This window comes from Mycobacterium sp. NGS45, from assembly GCF_059812645.1.
The window spans coordinates 77,652-96,682 of sequence record NZ_JCALDB010000007.1; the positions used below are offsets into that span (position 1 = coordinate 77,652).

Below are 19,031 nucleotides of genomic sequence, written 5' to 3' on the forward strand. Positions count from 1 at the left end.
TATCGCGCTCCCCCCGTGTCCGCCGTTACTCCCGATCACCCAACAGCGTGGCGACGTGGTCGGGGACATAGTTGGCCAGATCCCGCGGTGGCCGGTGATAGGACGTGTCGGGTTTGCGCCGCCGCGGCAGTTTCACCGGAGGCCGCTTGACTTCGCGGTACTCGATGGTGGACAGCAGATGGCTCATCATGTTCAGCCGCGCGTGCTTCTTGATGTCGGATTCCACCACGTACCACGGGCTGATCGGGGTGTCGGTCTGCGCCATCATCTCGTCCTTGGCCCGCGAGTAGTCCTCCCAGCGGTACACCGACTCGAGATCCATCGGCGAAAGTTTCCACTGCCGCACCGGATCGCTCAGCCGTTTGCGGAACCGGCGCAGCTGTTCGTCGTCGGACACCGAGAACCAGTACTTGCGCAACAAGATGCCGTCCTCGATCAGCATCTGCTCGAATCCCGGGGCCTGATGCAGGAACAGTTGCCGCTCGTCGGCTGAGCAGAAACCCATCACGGTCTCCACCCCGGCGCGGTTGTACCAGGAACGGTCGAACAGCACGATCTCACCGCGAGTGGGCAGATGCGCGACGTACCGCTGGAAGTACCACTCGCCGCGCTCGCGGTCGGTCGGCGCCGGCAACGCGGCGATCCGCGCGACCCGTGGACTCAGGTACTCGGTGATCCGCTTGATCGTTCCGCCCTTGCCGGCGGCGTCGCGGCCTTCGAAGACCACCACGATGCGGGCACCGGTCTGCTTGGTCCACTCCTGCAGCTTCACGAATTCCGTTTGCAGGCGGAATAATTCGGCTTGGTAGACCTCGCCGGAGAGCTTGGGACCCTTCTTGTTCTTTGCTTTGCCCACCGCCGAATCCTACTGTGCGGCAGGCTCGGAATCCGGTGCATCGGGGTCGCGTTCCACCGCGATGACGAAGTCGTCGCCGTGATGCGTGACGCCGGCGATCACCGCGGAATCCACCGCCTCGCGGGCGTACTGGCGGCGCACCACCACCGGATCATGGCGCAGATCGCGCACCAGCGACACCGCCAACCCGACCATCACCACCACGAACGGCACCGCCACCACGATGGTCAGATTCTGCAGACCGGTGAGCGCATCGGCACCGCCGACCAGCAGCATCACCGCCGCGACCGCACCGGTGGTCATACCCCAGAAGATCACCACCGGCCGCGACGGGCGCAGCGTGCCGCGCTGCGATAGCGAGCCCATCACGATCGAGGCCGCATCCGCGCCGGAGACGAAGAAGATCGCCACCAACACCATCACCAGGATGCTCAACCCAGTGGCGAACGGATATTCGGCCAGCAGACCGAACAACTGCTGTTCTTGGCTGCCTTGACCGGCCAGGTCCACGCCTTGGCGCTGGCGCCGGATCGCGGCGCCGCCGAGCACGCAGAACCAGATCAGCGAAACCACGCTGGGCACCAGCAGCACCCCGGCCACGAACTGCCGGATGGTGCGGCCCCGCGAGATGCGCGCGATGAACATGCCCACGAACGGGGTCCAGGAGATCCACCACGCCCAGTAGAACACCGTCCAGTCCGCCAGCCACTCGTTGACGTCGGCACCCTCGGCGCGGGTACGCGCCGACATCATCGCCAGGTCCTGCACGTAGCTGCCGATCGAGGTGGGAATCAGGTTCAGAATGAACACCGTTGGGCCGACCACGAAGATGATCAAGGCCAGCGTGATGGCCAGCACCATGTTGATGTTGGACAGCCACTGGATACCGCGGGCCACGCCGGAAACCGCCGAGGCCACGAAACCCGCAGTGAGCACCACGATGATCCCGATCAGCACGGCGTTGCCCACCGCGCCGATCCCGCCGACGATCTCCAGGCCACTGCGAATCTGCAACGCGCCCAACCCGAGTGAGGCAGCCGAACCGAACAGCGTGGCGAAGATCGCCAGCATGTCGATCACCTTGCCCCAGTTGCCGTTGGCCCGCTCCCCGATCAACGGCTCGAACACCGCGCTGATCAACTGCAGCCGGCCCTTGCGGTACACGCCGTAGGCGATCGCCAGCCCGACCACGGCGTAGATCGCCCACGGATGCAACGTCCAGTGGAACAGCGTGGTGGCCATCGCCGTTTCCACGCTGTCGGCCGCCCCGGTGCCCGGCGGCGGCGAGGTCAGGTGGGCCAGCGGTTCGGCCACCCCGAAGAACATCAGGCCGATGCCCATGCCGGCGGAGAACATCATCGCCACCCAGGACACGGTGCGGAACTCCGGGTCCTCGTCGTCGCGGCCCAACCGGATGTTGCCGTACCGGCTGATCGCCAACCACACCACGAACACCACGAACCCGGAGGCGGTGATGACGAACAGCCAGCCCAGGTTGTCGATCACCCAGTCCAGGGCCGCGTTCGACGCCGTGCGCAGCGATCCGGTGTCGACGAAACCCCAGACCAAGAACGCGATGGCGACAACCGCGGTGACCCCGAACACCACCCAGTCGACCCGGGCGGCGTGCTCCTCGGCGCGAGGTTCGACCGGCTGATCGAGCACCGGATGCGGGATGACGTCGCCGGTGGGTGAGCGCAGCGCTCCGCTCATCTCGTGCGGCCGGGCCTGTGGAGTTTGCTGTGATTTGGACATGATGAAGCCATCAGACCCCGTTGCACCGACGGGCACAGGGCATTTCGCCGAATTCGGCGTGTTACTTGGCTGCTTCCAGTAATTCTTCGAGTGACTCGCGCAGCAAGCCGGGCAGCATCTCGACATCGCTCATGGCGTCGCGGTCGGCGTTGATCCCGAAGTGCAGCCGACCGCAGTAGGACGTCACCCCGATCGCCAGCACTTGGTTGTGCAGCAGCGGCGGCACCGCAAAGGTCTCCAGCAGCTTGGCGCCGGCCACGTACATCTGGGACTGCGGACCGGGCACGTTGGTGATCAGCAGGTTGAACTGGCGCGCCGAGAAACTGGTCGCCACCCGGGTGCCCATCGCGTGCAGCGTCGGCGGTGCGAACCCGGACAACGTCACGATGGTGCGCGCGTCGACCACACTGGCCACCGTCGAGGCCGACTCGGTGGCGTGCGCGATCTGCGACAGCCGCACCACCGCGTTGCCCTCCCCGACCGGCAGGTCCACCAGGAACGGCGCCACCTCATCGATGGCCTGGCCGGGCCCGGCCGAGCCATCGAGGTCGTCGTCGGGATAGACCGACATCGGCGCCATGGCCCGCACCGTCGCCGTCGGCGTCACCGGTTCACCGCGGGACAGCAGCCAGTTGCGCAGCGCCCCGGCGATCACCGCCAGCACCACGTCGTTGACGTCGCAGTCGTAGCGCACCCGCAGCTTGCGGAAGTCCGACAACTCGGCGCTGGCCACCGTGAACCGGCGGTTGCGCGACACCCGGGTGTTCAGCGGGCTGTTCGGCGCGGTGCCCTTGGCCAGGGTGCGCAGCACCTCGGCGGCTTTGCGGCCGGCTTCGACGAGTTGTTCGGAGCTGCTCAGCGTGCTCAGCACCGCCGACTGCGCGGCGGCCAGTTGTTGGCGCGGCCGAGCGATCCAGTCGCCCACCGCACCGACCAGCAGCGACAACGTGTCGGGTTCGCGGCCGGGAATCCAGATGTCCTCGCCGAAGCTCGGTGGTTTCTGGGTCCGGTCGACGATGACGTGCCCGACCTCGACTGCGCTCATGCCGTTGACCAGCGCCTGATGGCTCTTGATGTAGAGCGCGATGCGGCCCTTCTCCAGACCCTCGACCAGGTACATCTCCCACAGCGGGCGGGTCTTGTCCAACGGCCGGGACCCCAGCCGGGCGACCAGTTCGTGCAGCTGCTGCTCGCTGCCCGGCGACGGCAGCGCCGAGCGGCGGATGTGGTAGGTGATGTCGAAGTCGCGGTCGTCGATCCAGACCGGGCGGGCGATCGTGCCGGTCACCTCGCGGACCTTCTGCCGGTACCGCGGAATCTGCGGCAGCCGATCCTCCACGGTGGCCAGCAGGGTTTCGTAGCTCAGACCCGCCCGGGGTTTGCGCAGGATCATCAGCGATCCGACGTGCATCGGCGTGGATGTGTTCTCGAGTTGATAGAACGACGCGTCCGACCCCGAAAGCCGAGTCACCATCGCTGCGCCATCCCCCTTGCCTCAGCAGACATTCCGTCCATCCACAACGTGACCGCCACGGTAACCGCAATCACCGGGCCCCTGCAGAGCGGGTGCACACACTCACGAGTCAACTGTGCCATGATTCACCCCTGTCGCTCCTTGCCACTCTCCAGCCAGGACGCCTTGCCACATCGGATCAGCTGGAGGTCGTGCCGTGCAGTCAAGCCATCCCCGCACCACCGTCACCCCGGTCGGCGACTACGAACCCGGTCTGGCGGCCGGGCTCTCACCGCTGACCCGCCCCCGCACGCACGCCCGGCGCGGTTCGCGTGCCGGGCCCGGAACCCGGCCGGCGCCGCAGGTGTCGGCGGCCGAGCGCTCGGCGGCCGCGTTCGCCGACGCCGCGCTGCGCACCGTGTTGGAGGTCATCGACCGTCGCCGCCCGCTGCAGCAACTGCGGCCGTTCATGGTCAGCGGTCTGGTCGACTCGGTGGTGCTGATCGCGCGCACCGCCCCGACCGGGCCGGCGGCGGTGTTGCGCCGGGTGCGGGTACAGGCCGACGACGCCGGCGAACGGTCCTTCGAGGTGGCCGCCGCCTACACCCGGGGTAACCGCCGGCGCGCGATCGCCGGACGGGTCGCCAAGGCGCCGACGCTGACCGGCCGCCGCTGGCAGCTGGTCGCGCTGCACATCGGCTGACCACCGGTCGGCGCCGCTCGGGTCGGCTCAGCCCTTACGGGTCTTGGCGGCCTTACGCGCGGCCTCGCGACGTTCCCGTCGGGTGCCGCCACCGGCAGCACCGGCTGCCGCCTTGGCCGCGCCGTGGCGCTGCACCGCGGCGCTGCCGTCCTCGGAGGGGCCCACGTAGGTCAGCGGCGGGGCGTCGGCGTCGTTGTCAATTCCCTTGGCGCGCAACGCCGCCGGAGCCGCCGGCCGGGCCGGCGCGGCGTCCCCGTTCGCGGCACCCTCGCCCTGGGCGGCGGCCTGCTTGGCGAACTCGGCCAGTCCCTGCGGGGCGGCCACCGGGGCCACCTGCGCGGCCGGGGTCGACGGCACCGCTTCGACCTGGACGTTGAACAGGAACCCGACCGACTCCTCCTTGAGGCCGTCGAGCATGCCCTTGAACATGTCGTAGCCCTCGCGCTGGTACTCGACCAACGGGTCGCGCTGGGCCATCGCCCGCAGACCGATGCCCTCCTTGAGGTAGTCCATCTCGTAGAGGTGCTCGCGCCACTTGCGGTCGATCACGTTGAGCAGCACGTTGCGTTCCAGCTGGCGCATCGCGCCCTCGCCGGCCAGCTCCTGCAGTTCGGCCTCGCGTCGCGCGTAGGCCTGCTCGGCGTCCTCGATCAGGGCGCTGAGCAGCTCGTCGCGGGTCAGTTCACCGGGTTCGCCGACGACGTCGGACTCCAGCAGCTCGACGTGGTCGATGCCGACCGGGTAGAGCGTCTTGAGCGCCTCCCACAGCTTCTCCAGGTCCCAGTCCTCGGCGTAGCCCTCGGCGGTGGCGCCGTCGACGTAGGCCGTGATGACGTCGACCAGCATGTCGTGTGCCTGCTCGGCGAGGTTCTCGCCCTCCAGGATCCGCTTGCGCTCGGCGTAGATGACCTGACGCTGCTGGTTCATCACCTCGTCGTACTTCAGGACGTTCTTGCGGACCTCGAAGTTCTGCTGCTCGACCTGGGTCTGCGCGCTCTTGATCGCGCGGGTGACCATCTTGGCCTCGATCGGGACGTCGTCGGGCAGGTTGAGCCGGGTCAGCAGCGACTCCAACGTGGCACCGTTGAACCGTCGCATCAGCTCATCACCGAGCGACAGGTAGAACCGGGACTCGCCCGGGTCACCCTGCCGGCCGGAGCGGCCACGCAGCTGGTTGTCGATGCGGCGCGACTCGTGCCGCTCGGTGCCCAGCACGTACAGGCCGCCGGCCTCGACCACCTTCTCGGCTTCCTTGCTGGCCTCGTCCTTGATGGTGTTGAGCGTCTGCTCCCAGGCGGCCTCGTACTCCTCGGAGTTCTCCACCGGGTCCAGGCCCTGCTCACGCAGCCGCTTGTCGGCCAAGAAGTCGACGTTGCCGCCGAGCACGATGTCGGTACCGCGACCGGCCATGTTGGTCGCCACCGTGACCGCGCCCAGCCGGCCGGCCTCGGCGATGATGTTGGCCTCTTGCTCGTGGTACTTGGCGTTGAGCACGTTGTGCGGGATCTTGCGCTTGGTGAACTGCCGCGACAGGTACTCCGAGCGCTCCACGCTGGTGGTACCGATCAGGACGGGCTGGCCCTTTTCATAGCGCTCGGCGACGTCATCGACCACCGCGATGAACTTGGCTTCCTCGGTCTTGTAGATCAGGTCGCCCTGGTCTTTGCGGATCATCGGCCGGTTGGTCGGGATCGGCACCACACCCAGCTTGTAGATCTCGTGCAGCTCGGCGGCCTCGGTCTCGGCGGTACCGGTCATGCCGGAGAGCTTGTCGTAGAGCCGGAAGTAGTTCTGCAGCGTGATGGTGGCCAGGGTCTGGTTCTCGGCCTTGATCTCGACGCGTTCCTTGGCCTCGATGGCCTGGTGCATGCCCTCGTTGTAGCGCCGGCCGCTCAGCACGCGACCGGTGAACTCGTCCACGATCACCACTTCGCCGTTACGGACGATGTAGTCCTTGTCGCGGTGGAACAGCTCCTTGGCCTTGATCGCGTTGTTCAGGTAGCTGACCAGCGGCGAGTTGGCGGCTTCGTAGAGGTTGTCGATGCCGAGCTGGTCTTCGACGAACTCGACGCCCAGCTCGTGCACACCGATGGTGCGTTTGCGCAGGTCCACCTCGTAGTGGACGTCCTTCTCCATCATCGGCACGATGCGGGCGAACTCGACGTACCAGTTCGACGCGCCGTCGGCCGGGCCGGAGATGATCAGCGGGGTGCGGGCCTCGTCGATCAGGATCGAGTCCACCTCGTCGACCACAGCGAAGTTGTGGCCACGCTGCACCATGTCGTCTACCGAGTGCGCCATGTTGTCGCGCAGGTAGTCGAAGCCGAACTCGTTGTTGGTGCCGTAGGTGATGTCGGCGTTGTAGGCGGCCCGACGCTCGTCCGGGGTCATCTGGGACAGGATCACCCCGACGTCGAGGCCCAGGAAGCGGTGCACCCGGCCCATCCACTCGCTGTCGCGTTTGGCCAGGTAGTCGTTGACCGTGACGACGTGCACGCCCTTACCGCCGAGCGCGTTGAGGTAGGCCGGCAACACACAGGTCAGGGTCTTGCCTTCACCGGTCTTCATCTCGGCGACGTTGCCGAAGTGCAGCGCCGCACCGCCCATCAGCTGGACGTGGAACGGCCGCTGGTTGAGCACTCGCCAGGCCGCCTCGCGGGCCACCGCGAACGCCTCGGGCAGCAGGTCGTCGAGGGTTTCGTCCTTTTCCAGGCGTTTCTTGAACTCGTCGGTCTTGGCCCGCAGCTCAGCGTCGGTGAGTTTCTCGACGTCGTCGGACAAGGTATTGACGTAGTCAGCGACCTTGTTGAGTCGCTTGACCATGCGACCTTCACCGAGGCGCAGCACTTTGGACAGCACGGACACAGATTTATCCCCTACAGGATCGGAGTCTTATCAGGTCCATCGTAAGTGACGTCCGGCACTGGCCCCGCTGTCATGCAGCGACAACGGCAACGAGCTGGGCGCGCGGTGCACGCCCAGCTCGTCAGCGGATGGTTCTCTTGGTTGTGTGGGCCGGTCCGGCCCGCCGGATCAGGTCAGCCGGATCAGGTCAGCCGGATCAGGTCAGCCGGATCAGGTCAGCCGGATCAGGTCAGCCGGATCAGGCCGTAATCGAACGCGTGCCTGCGGTAGACCACCGACGGCTTGTCGGTCTCCTTGTCGTGGAACAGGAAGAAGTCGTGGCCGACCAGCTCCATCTCGTAGAGCGCGTCGTCGACGGTCATCGGGGTCGACGGGTGCTCCTTGATCCGGACGATGCGGCCCGGCTCGTCGAACTCGTCGGCGGTCTCGACGGCTTCGATCTGCTCCGGGCTGGCCGCGATCGGCTCGAACAGCTCCGGTACCACGGCGGTGGCTTCGGCCAGCGAGACCGGGGTCTTCTCGCCGTAGTGCACCTTGCGCCGATCGTTGAGTTTGCGTAGCCGGCCTTCCAGCTTGTCCACCGCGGATTCGAGCGCGGCGTAGAAACTGTCGGCGCACGCTTCACCGCGAACCACCGGGCCCTTGCCACGCGCGGTGATCTCCACGTGCTGGCAGTTCTTGCGTTGCCGGCGGTTGCGTTCGTGATCGAGTTCGACGTCGAACATGTAGATGGTGCGGTCGAACCGCTCCAAGCGGCCGAGTTTCTCCGATACGTAGACGCGGAAGTGGTCGGGCACCTCGACGTTACGGCCCTTGACCACGATCTCGGCTCGAGTGGCGGGGGCGGACTGCTCGTCGGAAACGGCCAGCGTCTGGGCGGAACCCACGGATTGGCTTGACATGCTTGACAACTCGTTTCTGTCTAGCTGTGCACGCGCTGAGTGCGTGCCGGATCTGTCTACGACATGCACCGAGGGTCTGCGGGCCACGCCACCCTGCGGCGCCAGGTTAGTAATCACCTCCTCGCGCTCGGGGCGGTTAACACCTGCGCGCCTCGTGAGGTTTGCTCACGGGTCGTTGGCACCGAACGTAGTCGGTGTTCACCCCACCGTGCCACCCTTTTCGCGCACCTGTTGCAGGAACTTTCGACCCTCGTTACGAGGACCGGGGACCCTCGACCGGTTAGGCATGCCCCAAGACCAGCACTCCAGTCACTTTGGCACCGCCAGCACGCAGTGCCCGCACCGACTCCCGGGCCGTGGCGCCGGTGGTCACGATGTCGTCGAGCAGCACCACCTCGACCCCGCTGGGCAGGGATTTTCTGAGCCGGACCCGGCCCGAGACGTTGCGCTCCCGGTGGCCGCTGGACAGTCCAACCGAGTCGCGGGTCCAGCCGGTCATCCGCAGCACCGGGGCCGCGACGACGTCGGCGTGCTGGGCTGCCACGCGCCGGGCCAGTCGGGTGACCGGGTCACCGCCACGCCGACGCGCCGACCACCACCGCGACGGGGCCGGCACCAGGATCAGGGGCGTGCCGATCAGCCCCCAGGTCTTTAGCTGGTGCAGGCCGTGCGCCAGGGCGTTGGCCAAGGGCTCGACCAGGTCGGTGCGGCGTCGTTCCTTGAGCGCGACGATGGCGGCCCGGCGCGACCCGGCGTAGCGGCCGAGCGCGAACACCGGCACTCCCGGGTCCTGGCGCACGGTGATTACCTGGGGCTGGTCCGGGCCGACTGCGAGGGCGTGCGCACACGTCGGGCACCAGCGGGTGCCGGCCGCCCCGCAGCCGGCGCACTGCAGCGGCAGGATCAGGTCGAGCATGCCTGCCATGCTGCCCGCGGGGTGTGACATGCCGGAGGCGTGCGCCCCCAGCCTCTTCGCCTTCCGATCGACCCGCCCGCTTCGTGAACCGTGAATTGTTAACGCCTCCACTCGGGAAATGCGTTCACAATTAACGGTTCACGACGGAGGCGGGGCGGTTTCCGCGGGTACGACGGGTGTGGGCCCGGATCCTGCGGGTCACGACGGAGGTGGGGCGGTTCCCGTGAATTCAGTTAGCCGGGCAGCACCGGGACCGCGCCCGCCACCATGAACGGCCGCACATCGGTCCAGGCTTGGTCGGTCGATCCCAGCGACAACTGCATCACGCCGCCACTGTCGGCCACGTACACCGTCGACGGGTTGGCCACCACCACCGTCACCGGCATGGTCAGATTCGAGCTCGGCGCGTCCGAATTCACCCCGTCGAGGTTGACGTAGGACACCGGGTGGTCCGGGTCGTTGCGGGTGACCACGATGTCATCGCCGGAGCGCCACGACAGGGACACCACCGAGTCCCCGAGCCCGAAGCCGAGTCGGCGCGGCGAGGCCAGTGCGAACTGACCGTCGGGCGTGGGTTCGACGGCCGCCAGGATGACCTGCCGTTCGATCACCATGGCCGCACGGGTGCCGTCGCGGGACAGTTGCAGTTCGTCGATGGCACCGGGGAACTTGGCCACCACCGCGCCCGAGTCCACCGGGAACTGCGCGGCCTGACCGGTCGACACGTCACGCACTGCGCGCACCACGTTGTTGCCGTCGACCACCACCCACACCGCGCCATCCAACGCCCACGTCGGCCGGGTCACCGTTCGGCCATCGGTGGCTTCGACTGCCCCCTGGCCCAATTCGCCGATCCACAAGGTGGCCTTCTGCTCCGGCGCGCCGGGTCGTTGCACCGCCACCGAGGCCACCGCGTGACCATCTCGGGACAGCGCAGCCGACTGCTGGTCAGGCATCTGGCCGAATTGGCCGGACACGTTCTTGGCTTGCTGACCCTCCAGGAACGACAGCCGGCCGTCCACCAGTGCGTGCAGGCCGGCGGCCGCGCCGTCAACCGCACCCGGGTCGGTGGCTGCGACGTCGGAGGACTCCCAGCCCTCGGCGAACCGCTCGTCCAACGGCAGACCGCCGGCGTTGATCACATACGGGCCCTTGATGTCTGCCCGGGCCAGGGTCCAGATGATCTGGGCGGCAAGCAAAGTGCGGCTCTGGTCATCCAAGTCGGGCAGGCTGTCCAACTCGATGCGAGCACCGCCGGAGCCGCGCCCGACGCCGGTCTTGCCGCCGTCGACGCGAGTCACCGGGCTCAGCAACCGAACTGGGGATGCCAGCAGATTGCGCGCGCTATGGGCCAACTCCGGGCGCGGGCCCGCGATCAGTTTGGACACCAGTTCGGTGGCCAGCTGATCTGGATCGGAGACCGCGACGAAGCGCGGGTCGGGCACCATGGTCTTGCCGGTCGGGTCGGCGAAGTACAGCGGGAAGCGCTTGTAGGTCTCGGTGAACTGCTTCCAGTTCAGGAACACGCCGTTGGGCAACTTGTCGATCCGCCAACCGTCGCTGGTCTTGACCAGTTCGATCGGTCCCGGATCAGGCAGCGGGGCCTCCGACATCTCGAACACGCCCATGTCCGACAGCGAACCCAGGATGTCGGCGCGCATCTTCACCGAAACCCTTCCGCCGTCCCGGGTTTCGGTGAACACCACGCGGTCGACCAGCAGCGCGCTGCCGGCGTCATCCCAGTCAGCCGAAGCGGAGTCGGTCAGGAACTGCCGGGCGGCCAGATGTCGGTTGGCGGGATCGGCTGTGGCGTTGAGGAATTCACGCAGCAGCAGGTCGGGATCCATCCCGGGACTGGGTTTGGGCAGGGCTTGCGGGTCGGAACGTTCGACGGTGCCCACGGCCTGCGGCGACGACGAGCTCGGCACCCCCGCGCAGCCCGCGGTGAGCACCAACAGCAGCGCCAGCGTCGCGATCAGTGCCGTCCCGAGGCGCTTCACACTCCCTCCCCGGCGTGTTCGTGCTGGGCGGGTCGCGACTCGAGGTCTTTGCCGTTGGCGGCAACGGGTTTCAGCGGCAGCGGACTGGTGGTGACCTTATGGCCGCGCACCAGCGGCAGGGTCAACCGGAAACAGGAGCCGTTGCCGGGTTCACCCCAGGCTTCCAGCCGACCCTGATGCAGCCGGGCGTCCTCGATACTGATCGCCAAACCGAGCCCGGTGCCACCCGAGCGCCGCACCCGCGACGGGTCCGACCGCCAGAACCGGCTGAACACCAATTTCTCCTCGCCCGGCCGCAGCCCGACGCCGTAGTCGCGCACCGTGACCGCGACGGTGTCCTCGTCGGCGGCCATCCGGATGCGCACCGGCCGGTGCTCGGCGTGGTCGATCGCGTTGGCGATCAGGTTGCGCAGGATGCGCTCCACCCGGCGCGGGTCAACCTCGGCGATCACCTCGTCCGGCGGCATGTCGACCAGCAGCTCGATGCCGGCGTCGGTGGAAAGGTGCCCGACGTTGTCCAACGCGCTGTTGACGGTTCCGCGCAGGTCGACGGCTTCGACGGACAGTTCGGCCACGCCGGCGTCGTGCCGGGAGATCTCCAGCAGGTCGTTGAGCAGGCTTTCGAACCGGTCCAGCTCGCTGACCATCAGTTCGGTGGAGCGGCGTAGCGCCGGGTCGAGTTCGTCACTGCGGTCATAGATCAGGTCGGCCGCCATCCGCACCGTGGTCAACGGGGTACGCAGTTCGTGGCTGACGTCGGAGGTGAACCGGCGCTGCAGGTTGCCGAACTCCTCGAGTTGGGTGATCTGGCGGCTCAGGCTTTCGGCCATGTCGTTGAACGACACCGCCAACCGGGCCATGTCGTCCTCGCCGCGTACCGGCATGCGTTCGGTCAGGTGTCCCTCGGCGAACCGTTCGGCGGTCCGCGACGCCGAACGCACCGGTTGCACCACCTGCCTAGAGACCACCCAGGCGATCAGCGCCAGCAGCACCAACAGCACCAGACCGCCCGTGGCGATCGTGCCGCGCACCAGTGAGATCGTGCTCTCCTCGTTGGACAGCGGGAAGATCAGGTACAACTCGAGGTTGCTCACCCGCGACGGCGTCGGGCTGCCGATGATCAGTGCCGGCCCGGAGAAACCCTCGGTGCGCACGGTGGCGTACTGGTAGCTGACCTGGCCGGCCATCACGAAGTCGCGCAGCGTGCCCGGGATCTCGTCGACCGGTCCGGCCGAGGTCGCCGCGCGCGGACCGTCCCCGGGCACCACCAGCACCGCGTCGAACGTGCCGGCCAAGCCCGCACTCGACGTCGGCGCGGTCTTGGAGGTCAGCGTGTTGCGAGCCAGTTGCAGGCTGGAATCCAGCGACCGGGTTTCCTCACCGCCTACGATGCCGGCCACCGTGGATGCGGCGCGCTCGATCTCCTCGGTGGCTGCGCGCACCTTGACGTCGAGCACCCGGTCGGTGATCTGGCTGGTCAGCACGAAACCCAGCACCAACAGCACGGCCAGCGACAAGCCCATAGTCAGGACCACGACCCGCAGCTGCAGGGATCGCCGCCAGACCACCCCGACGGTCCGGCTCAGCGCCTTCAAACCCCGAAGCAGCGGGCCCTGACCCCAACCGCCCCGAATTCGTCGTTGCGATCGAAAGATCACCGAATGTCTCGCCTCACACCAGCGAGATTGTTCGGCTCGTTCCCGTCACTCGCTGCGCTCGCTCCGCTCACTCGCCTCGCACGAGTGGGATTGTTCAGCTCGTTCCCGTCACTCGCTGCGCTCGCTCCGCTCACTCGCCTCACGGCGGGCCGGCCTTGTACCCCACTCCTCGAACGGTCAGCACCACCTGCGGGTTCTCCGGATCCTTCTCGACCTTGGCCCGCAGGCGCTGCACGTGCACGTTCACCAGACGCGTGTCCGCGGGATGACGGTAGCCCCACACCTGTTCGAGCAGCACATCTCGAGTAAACACCTGGCGGGGTTTGCGTGCCAGCGCCACCAGCAGGTCGAACTCCAGTGGCGTGAGCGAAATCTGCTCGCCCTGCCGGGTGACCTTGTGCGCCGGCACGTCGATCTCGACGTCGCCGATCGAGAGCATCTCGGCGGGCTCGTCCTCGTTGCGGCGCAGCCGGGCGCGCACCCGTGCCACCAGTTCCTTGGGTTTGAACGGCTTCATCACGTAGTCGTCGGCGCCGGACTCCAGACCCAGCACCACGTCGACGGTGTCGGTCTTGGCGGTCAACATCACGATCGGCACGCCCGAGTCGGCGCGCAGCACCCGGCACACGTCGATGCCGTTCATGCCGGGCAGCATCAGGTCCAGCAGAACCAGATCGGGCCGCAGTTCACGGACGGCGGTCAGCGCCTGGGTGCCGTCCCCGATCACCGCGGTGTCGAAGCCTTCGTTGCGCAGCACGATGGTGAGCATCTCGGCCAGCGACGCGTCGTCGTCGACGACAAGGATCCTTTGCCTCATGGTGTCCATGGTGTCACCAAACCGCAGTAAACCGCGGGTACGACGCGGGGTGTCTCGCGGTTATCCGCCGCCAGGCCGCGTCGCCAGGCCGCGCCGCCAGGGCCGGGCCGGCGCCGAAATCGGTGCAGGAAGGGCCCCGCGGACCGGCATACGATCGCTCTACCGACGGACGACCTGGAGAATCATGCCAAATTCCGGCCCCGCGAATCCCGACCGCATCGAGGTCATCCCGTCCGATGTGCTGTATTCGGCCGACTATCTGGACAGCCTGGGTGCGCAGGCCGTCGCCGAACGCCGGTCGCTGTCGACCGAACTCGCCGGGACCACGCAGGCGTGGCAAGACGGGGCGAAACCGGGCTTTACGGGCTTCATCGGTGTGCTCCAGCGTCAGGCCGACCGGATGGCCACCGAGATCACCGACGTGGCCGACAAGTTGCGTGCCGCGGCCCGCGCCTACTACGCCAACGAACAATGCAGCGTCGAGCAACTGCGCCGCATCCCGCCGGAACTCTGAGCCGTCGGGCCGCCGAAGGATGGACTTCACAGACATCGAGGAATGGGACGTCCGTGCGCTGACGACGATCTCGACGGAACTGACCAGCGAGTTGACCACCGCCGCCCAGGTCGCCGACGAACTCGAGAAGATCTCCGGCCTGCCGGGCTGGCATTCACCGGCTGCAGACGCCGCCCGGAACCGGATCAAGACCGCGCGCGGCAACGTACTCGACGACACCGCGGTCCTCGGCGCCGTCCAGCAACTCGCCGAGGAAACCGCGACCGCGGTCGCCACGCTGCAAACCCGGTTGGCCGAGCTGCGCGCGCTGGTCCGCGCCCAGAACGGCCACCTCAGTCTCGCGTCGGACGGCACGGTGACCGTCTCCGGTACCCGCGAGGAGGTGGAGGACCTCAAACAGCTGGCCGACGACATCGAGACCCGCGCCAAGGCCTTGATCCGCCAGGCCGAAGACATCGACAGCGATGCCGCCGAAGTGTTCGGGCACATCATCAAGGGTGACGTCAGGGCAAACGGCGCCACCGACGCCGCAAGCGCCTTCGCGGCCGGTGAGCAGCAATCCGGGCTGTCCGCGCCCTACCCGCCCACCGGCCCCGGCACCGAACCCAAGGACTCCACCGCGTGGTGGAACGCGCTCTCACCCGAAGAGCAGCAGAAGGTGATCGTCGAGCATCCGGATTGGATCAACAACAACGAAGGCATCCCCGCCGCGATCCGCAATCCGATCAACCTCGCGCTGCTCGACGAGGCCATCGCCGAGGAGGCGCCACGGGTGCCTGCCAGCGCCGCGGAGCTCGCCCCGTTCCATCCCGGGCTCACGCCAGGACAACTCGACAAGCTCTTCAGTGAGCGAACCCAGCGGCTACGCGAGCTGCAGGGCGTCCGGAATGCCATGTTGCTCAACCCCGACGAACCGACGTTAGGCTATGACCCCGACAAGTTCCTGATGAACTTCAACCCCACCGATCAGGAGGTCAACGCCGCCATTGCATTCGGGAACCCCGACGAGGCGCAGTATGTCACCGTCACCACCCCGGGCATGAACACTCACGGCGACAGCATGCCCGGCATGGTCGGCGAAGCCAAAGCGCTGCGCCAGGAGATCCAGAACCAACTGGAGGCACAGGGTGTGGTGGACCCGAAGGTGTCGTCGATCGCCTGGTTCGGCTACGACCCGCCCGACGTCGACAAGACCGTGCTCGGCGCGATCCCGGAGAACCGAGCCAACGCTGGAGCGGTCGACCTGGCCAACTTCTACCGCGGGATCAACGCCACCAACATCCACGGCGCCGACGTCGAACTGTCCGCGTTCGGTCACTCCTACGGCTCGACCACGACCGCACAGGCCCTCAACGAGCTCGGCGAGATGGGCGTCGTCGACAACGCGGCCTTCTACGGCTCCCCCGGATTGGGCTGGTCCAACGAGAAACTGCTGGGGTTCATCCCTACACCGATCATGGACGAATCCGACCTGTTCCTGGAGCAGGGCCATGGATTTGTCATGTCCGCGCCCAACGATCCGGTCTCGGAGGGCTACGGGCCAGGAAACCTCGTCCCGTCGCTGGCCGATTTCGGTGGGCACGGCCCCAACACCAATACGTTGCCGCTGGAGCAGCTGAGTTCCCAGGCCGCCACCACCCCCGACGGAGTGGTCCGCCCCGGCGCATCCGGGCATTCGGAGTACCCCCGAACCACCGACGTGCGAGACCCCGACGGCAGCACCGGGCCGGGGCTGCGCACCCCCGGCTACAACCTGGCCATCATCGGCGCCGGACTGGCCGACGACCCGAAAGGACTGCTGATCCGTGAGTAAACGTCGCCGGCTGCTCGCCGCGCTGCTGTGTGCCGCCGTCGTCAGCGGTTGCCAGCTCGGGTCTCCCCCAGCCGAATCCGAATCGCCGTTCACCCCTCAGGAGACACCGGCCATGGACATCGACCAACTCCCCACCCTCAAAGACACGATCCCGCCGCTGCTCGACCTGATCGACACCGTCCGGCGCGAAATCACCCGACTGGTCCCCGCCGCAACCCCCTGGCGCTGGTCCGGCGAATTCTCGACCAACGGGTGCGTGACGGACGGGGTGGACCTCGACTTTCCGAGTCTGATGGTGTCGCACGCGCTCACCGAGGCCGAATGGGCGCAGGTCCTGCCCGCGGTCACCCGGCTGACCGCCGACGCCGACCTCACCGGCACCGGCCAGGGCCCGGCCCACAAGCCCGGCAACTACGACGTCAGCTTCGCCGGCAAGGACGGACGTAACCTGCGGCTGTTGTCCCGCAACGCGACCGTGATCAGCGTCCACGTCGGGTGCCGGCGCGCCGGTGACGGCCTCTGGGTCGACGGCCGCGTCCCGATGCCGCCGGACCCGCAGCCGTGAACCTCACAGCGCCCTCAGTTGGTTAGCTGCCAACTCCGCCGGGTCGACTTCCGGGCCCGCCAGCAGCCACCGTCCACACCAATTCTGTTCCGCCAGCGCGGCGTAGAGCCGGCCGGTTCGGCGCTGCAGACCACCATCGCGTTCGTAGGCGTCGCGGGGTCGGTCGGCCTCGGTGCTGGCGCGGTGCTCGGCGCGTTGGGCGGCCAACTCGGTGGGGACGGCCAGCAGCACCTGCCAGTCCGGTTTGGGCAACTCCAGCCGACCGAACTCGAGTTCCTCGACCCAGCGCACCACCTCGCCATCGGCGCCCTGATGCAGCCGCGCGGCGCTGTAGGCGGCGTTGGAGGCGACGTAGCGGTCCAGGATGACGACGTCGTAATCGCTGTTGGCGCGCTCGATCTCCTCGCGGGCGCCAGCACGGTCCAGCGCGAACAGCACCGCCATTGCATAGACCGATTCGGCCAGGTCACCGTGGTTGCCGTGCAGCGCTTCCGCAGCCAGGTCAGCGTGGATCGAGCGCTGGTAGCGCGGGAAGGCCAGGGTGGTCACCGACTTGCCGGCCGACTCGAACGCGGCGCGCAGGCCTTCGGTCAGGGTGCGTTTGCCGGCTCCGTCCAGGCCTTCGATGACGATCAGCACGCGGTGAGCGTACGGCAGTTGCGGTCGCTGGCGTGCCCGACGGCGGCGTGCCCGACGGTCGGGTGCCCGGCGCACGGTTCACCGGGCCACCCGCCGCCGGGGGTCAGGTCGGGACCAGCCGCACGACGACGTCGTCGCCTTCGAAGGTGACCCGGTCGTTCGGTCCCTCGCCGTAGAAGCTGTAGGACCCGCTATCGGCATCGCTGAGCATCTTGACCTCGCGCACCTGCAGCCACCGGTGCCCCACCGGATCTTCGATGACGTCGCCCTTGCCGATCTGCGTGGGTGCCACGCGCTCTGTGGTCATGGTTACGAGTACCCGTTTCTACGCGGCTTTGGTCAAGGTCGTCGGTGCCGGCGTGCGCGCCACCTTCCGGATCAACTTGCGGGTCGCTTGCTCCAAGATGCGCTGCGCGGTGGCCGGGTGCCGGGTGCGTTGCGCACGTTCGACTGCGGCCGCGATGGTGTTGCCCTGCTGGTAGCCGGTCACCACTCGGGGGTCGACGTAGGAGCCGCGCGCGACCGCGGGTGTGTTGCCCAGCTTTTCGGCCACCGCTTTCATCACCGTGGCCGAGGCTTTCTTGGCGGCGCGTTGCGAGGTGGCGGGTTCGGCCAGCGCGAACGCCTCGGCGGCCAGGACCGTACCGTGCCAGGTGCGCAGGTCCTTGACGCTGTAGTCGTCGCCGACCATCTCCTTGAACCGGGCGTTCAGATCGTCGGCGCGCACTTCGACGAGTTCAGATCCGTTGCGGCAGACCAGTAATCGTTCTGCCTTGCGTCCTCTGCGCAAGGCTTTCACTGCTCTGAGCACCTGCGGGTCCTCGATCTCAAGGGTGCGTCGGACCCCGCTCTTGGCTGGATAGTCGAACACCACGCAGTCGCGTCGGATCTCAATGTGTTCACAACGCAGGGTGGCCAGGCCGTAGGACTCGTGTTCTTCGGCGTACTGTTCGCCGCCGGAGCGGAAATAGCCGCGGTCGACCAGATGTAGGGCGAGAGCCAGCACGCGGTCCTTGGTGAGGCCGCGGCCGGCCAGGTCCTGGGCGATCTGCGCGCGCCATTCCGGGAGGTGGCGGGACAGTTCGAGGACCCGGTCGAACTTCTCCTCGGCCCGCTCGTCCTGCCATGCCTGGTGGTAGAGGTATTGGCGGCGGCCGGCGACGTCGGTGCCCACAGCCTGGATGTGCCCATTGGGGTGCGGACAGATCCAGACATTCTTCCAAGCCGGTGGGATGACCAGTTCTTTGATGCGCGCCAAGGTGGCCGGGTCCTTCACCGGTTTGCCGTCCGGACCGCGGTAGGAGAAGCCGGTGCCCCGACGCCGGCGCGTGAGGCCGGGGCCGTCGAGCACGCTGCGCCGTAAACGCATTGGACCTCCATCGCCTGGCAGTTGCTCTGACATACCCGCGTTGGAGCCGAATCATGCGTCCTCGGGGCGCGACGATGGGCGCCTCCCGGACCCGCGCGTCGCTGGGCTGGGTCCCGCACGTCGCGGGGCTGGGCCCCGCCCGCCCGTCCGGCGGGCGCGTCCCTTGCGCCCCTTTAGTCCCTCGCGTCTTGCAGGTCCCTCATGTC

Annotated in this window: 16 protein-coding genes; 4 read left to right on the forward strand and 12 right to left on the reverse strand. The window is 67.6% G+C overall.

What is annotated here, in order from left to right; translation table 11 throughout:
• Window positions 1-25: 25 nt before the first annotated feature.
• From ppk2 to AC5Y3P_RS08515, 3 genes are all read right to left on the reverse strand, one after another.
• Window positions 26-856, reverse strand: a complete 831-nt coding sequence (gene ppk2, locus AC5Y3P_RS08505) for a polyphosphate kinase 2 (protein ID WP_500045462.1) — start codon at window positions 854-856, stop codon at window positions 26-28.
• A gap of 9 nt (window positions 857-865) precedes the next feature.
• On the reverse strand, window positions 866-2,611 hold the full coding sequence (locus AC5Y3P_RS08510) for a BCCT family transporter (protein ID WP_500045463.1): 1,746 nt from the start codon (window positions 2,609-2,611) through the stop codon (window positions 866-868).
• 61 nt (window positions 2,612-2,672) lie between these two features.
• Window positions 2,673-4,085 carry a WS/DGAT/MGAT family O-acyltransferase gene (locus AC5Y3P_RS08515; protein WP_500045464.1) on the reverse strand — a complete coding sequence of 471 codons (1,413 nt, stop codon included), beginning with the start codon at window positions 4,083-4,085 and terminating at the stop codon, window positions 2,673-2,675.
• A gap of 196 nt (window positions 4,086-4,281) precedes the next feature.
• Between AC5Y3P_RS08515 and AC5Y3P_RS08520 the strand changes: the two genes are divergently transcribed.
• Window positions 4,282-4,767: an Rv3235 family protein gene (locus tag AC5Y3P_RS08520; RefSeq protein ID WP_500045465.1), complete on the forward strand. Its 486-nt coding sequence runs from the start codon at window positions 4,282-4,284 to the stop codon at window positions 4,765-4,767.
• A gap of 27 nt (window positions 4,768-4,794) precedes the next feature.
• On the opposite strand, the gene secA is transcribed toward AC5Y3P_RS08520, so the two are convergent.
• From secA to mtrA, 6 genes are all read right to left on the reverse strand, one after another.
• Window positions 4,795-7,626, reverse strand: a complete 2,832-nt coding sequence (gene secA, locus AC5Y3P_RS08525) for a preprotein translocase subunit SecA (RefSeq protein ID WP_500045568.1) — start codon at window positions 7,624-7,626, stop codon at window positions 4,795-4,797.
• A 230-nt stretch (window positions 7,627-7,856) separates the two neighbouring features.
• On the reverse strand, window positions 7,857-8,534 hold the full coding sequence (gene hpf / locus AC5Y3P_RS08530) for a ribosome hibernation-promoting factor, HPF/YfiA family (protein ID WP_500045466.1): 678 nt from the start codon (window positions 8,532-8,534) through the stop codon (window positions 7,857-7,859).
• Between the two features lie 280 nt (window positions 8,535-8,814).
• Window positions 8,815-9,450 (reverse strand): ComF family protein, encoded by a 636-nt coding sequence (locus AC5Y3P_RS08535; protein WP_500045467.1) that lies wholly within the window; start codon window positions 9,448-9,450, stop codon window positions 8,815-8,817.
• Between the two features lie 233 nt (window positions 9,451-9,683).
• Window positions 9,684-11,450 carry an MtrAB system accessory lipoprotein LpqB gene (lpqB, locus tag AC5Y3P_RS08540; RefSeq protein WP_500045468.1) on the reverse strand — a complete coding sequence of 589 codons (1,767 nt, stop codon included), beginning with the start codon at window positions 11,448-11,450 and terminating at the stop codon, window positions 9,684-9,686.
• Window positions 11,447-13,108 carry an MtrAB system histidine kinase MtrB gene (gene mtrB / locus AC5Y3P_RS08545; RefSeq protein WP_500045469.1) on the reverse strand — a complete coding sequence of 554 codons (1,662 nt, stop codon included), beginning with the start codon at window positions 13,106-13,108 and terminating at the stop codon, window positions 11,447-11,449. Before mtrB ends, lpqB begins: the two co-directional genes overlap by 4 nt.
• Before the next feature lie 139 nt (window positions 13,109-13,247).
• Window positions 13,248-13,934, reverse strand: a complete 687-nt coding sequence (gene mtrA, locus AC5Y3P_RS08550) for a two-component system response regulator MtrA (protein ID WP_500045470.1) — start codon at window positions 13,932-13,934, stop codon at window positions 13,248-13,250.
• Window positions 13,935-14,109: 175 nt separating this feature from the next.
• Here mtrA and AC5Y3P_RS08555 point away from each other — a divergent pair, with 175 nt between their 5' ends.
• Genes AC5Y3P_RS08555 through AC5Y3P_RS08565 form a run of 3 tightly spaced genes read left to right on the forward strand, consistent with a single transcriptional unit; the run spans window position 14,110 to window position 16,817 of the window.
• On the forward strand, window positions 14,110-14,439 hold the full coding sequence (locus tag AC5Y3P_RS08555) for a type VII secretion target (protein WP_500045471.1): 330 nt from the start codon (window positions 14,110-14,112) through the stop codon (window positions 14,437-14,439).
• A gap of 19 nt (window positions 14,440-14,458) precedes the next feature.
• On the forward strand, window positions 14,459-16,252 hold the full coding sequence (locus tag AC5Y3P_RS08560) for an alpha/beta hydrolase (RefSeq protein ID WP_500045472.1): 1,794 nt from the start codon (window positions 14,459-14,461) through the stop codon (window positions 16,250-16,252).
• Complete coding sequence (locus tag AC5Y3P_RS08565) at window positions 16,245-16,817, forward strand: LppA family lipoprotein (RefSeq protein WP_500045473.1); 573 nt, start codon at window positions 16,245-16,247, stop codon at window positions 16,815-16,817. The genes AC5Y3P_RS08560 and AC5Y3P_RS08565 overlap by 8 nt, the downstream gene beginning before the upstream one ends.
• A 3-nt stretch (window positions 16,818-16,820) precedes the next feature.
• Here the strand turns inward: AC5Y3P_RS08565 and AC5Y3P_RS08570 are convergent, their stop codons facing one another.
• The 3 genes from AC5Y3P_RS08570 to AC5Y3P_RS08580 all read right to left on the reverse strand — a co-directional run bounded on the left by AC5Y3P_RS08570 (window position 16,821) and on the right by AC5Y3P_RS08580 (window position 18,825).
• A complete protein-coding gene (locus AC5Y3P_RS08570; RefSeq protein ID WP_500045474.1) occupies window positions 16,821-17,456 on the reverse strand; it encodes a dTMP kinase in 636 nt (211 codons plus the stop codon).
• Between the two features lie 103 nt (window positions 17,457-17,559).
• Window positions 17,560-17,763: a hypothetical protein gene (locus AC5Y3P_RS08575; RefSeq protein WP_500045475.1), complete on the reverse strand. Its 204-nt coding sequence runs from the start codon at window positions 17,761-17,763 to the stop codon at window positions 17,560-17,562.
• 18 nt (window positions 17,764-17,781) lie between these two features.
• Window positions 17,782-18,825 carry a DNA topoisomerase IB gene (locus tag AC5Y3P_RS08580; protein WP_500045476.1) on the reverse strand — a complete coding sequence of 348 codons (1,044 nt, stop codon included), beginning with the start codon at window positions 18,823-18,825 and terminating at the stop codon, window positions 17,782-17,784.
• Between the last annotated feature and the right edge of the window lie 206 nt (window positions 18,826-19,031).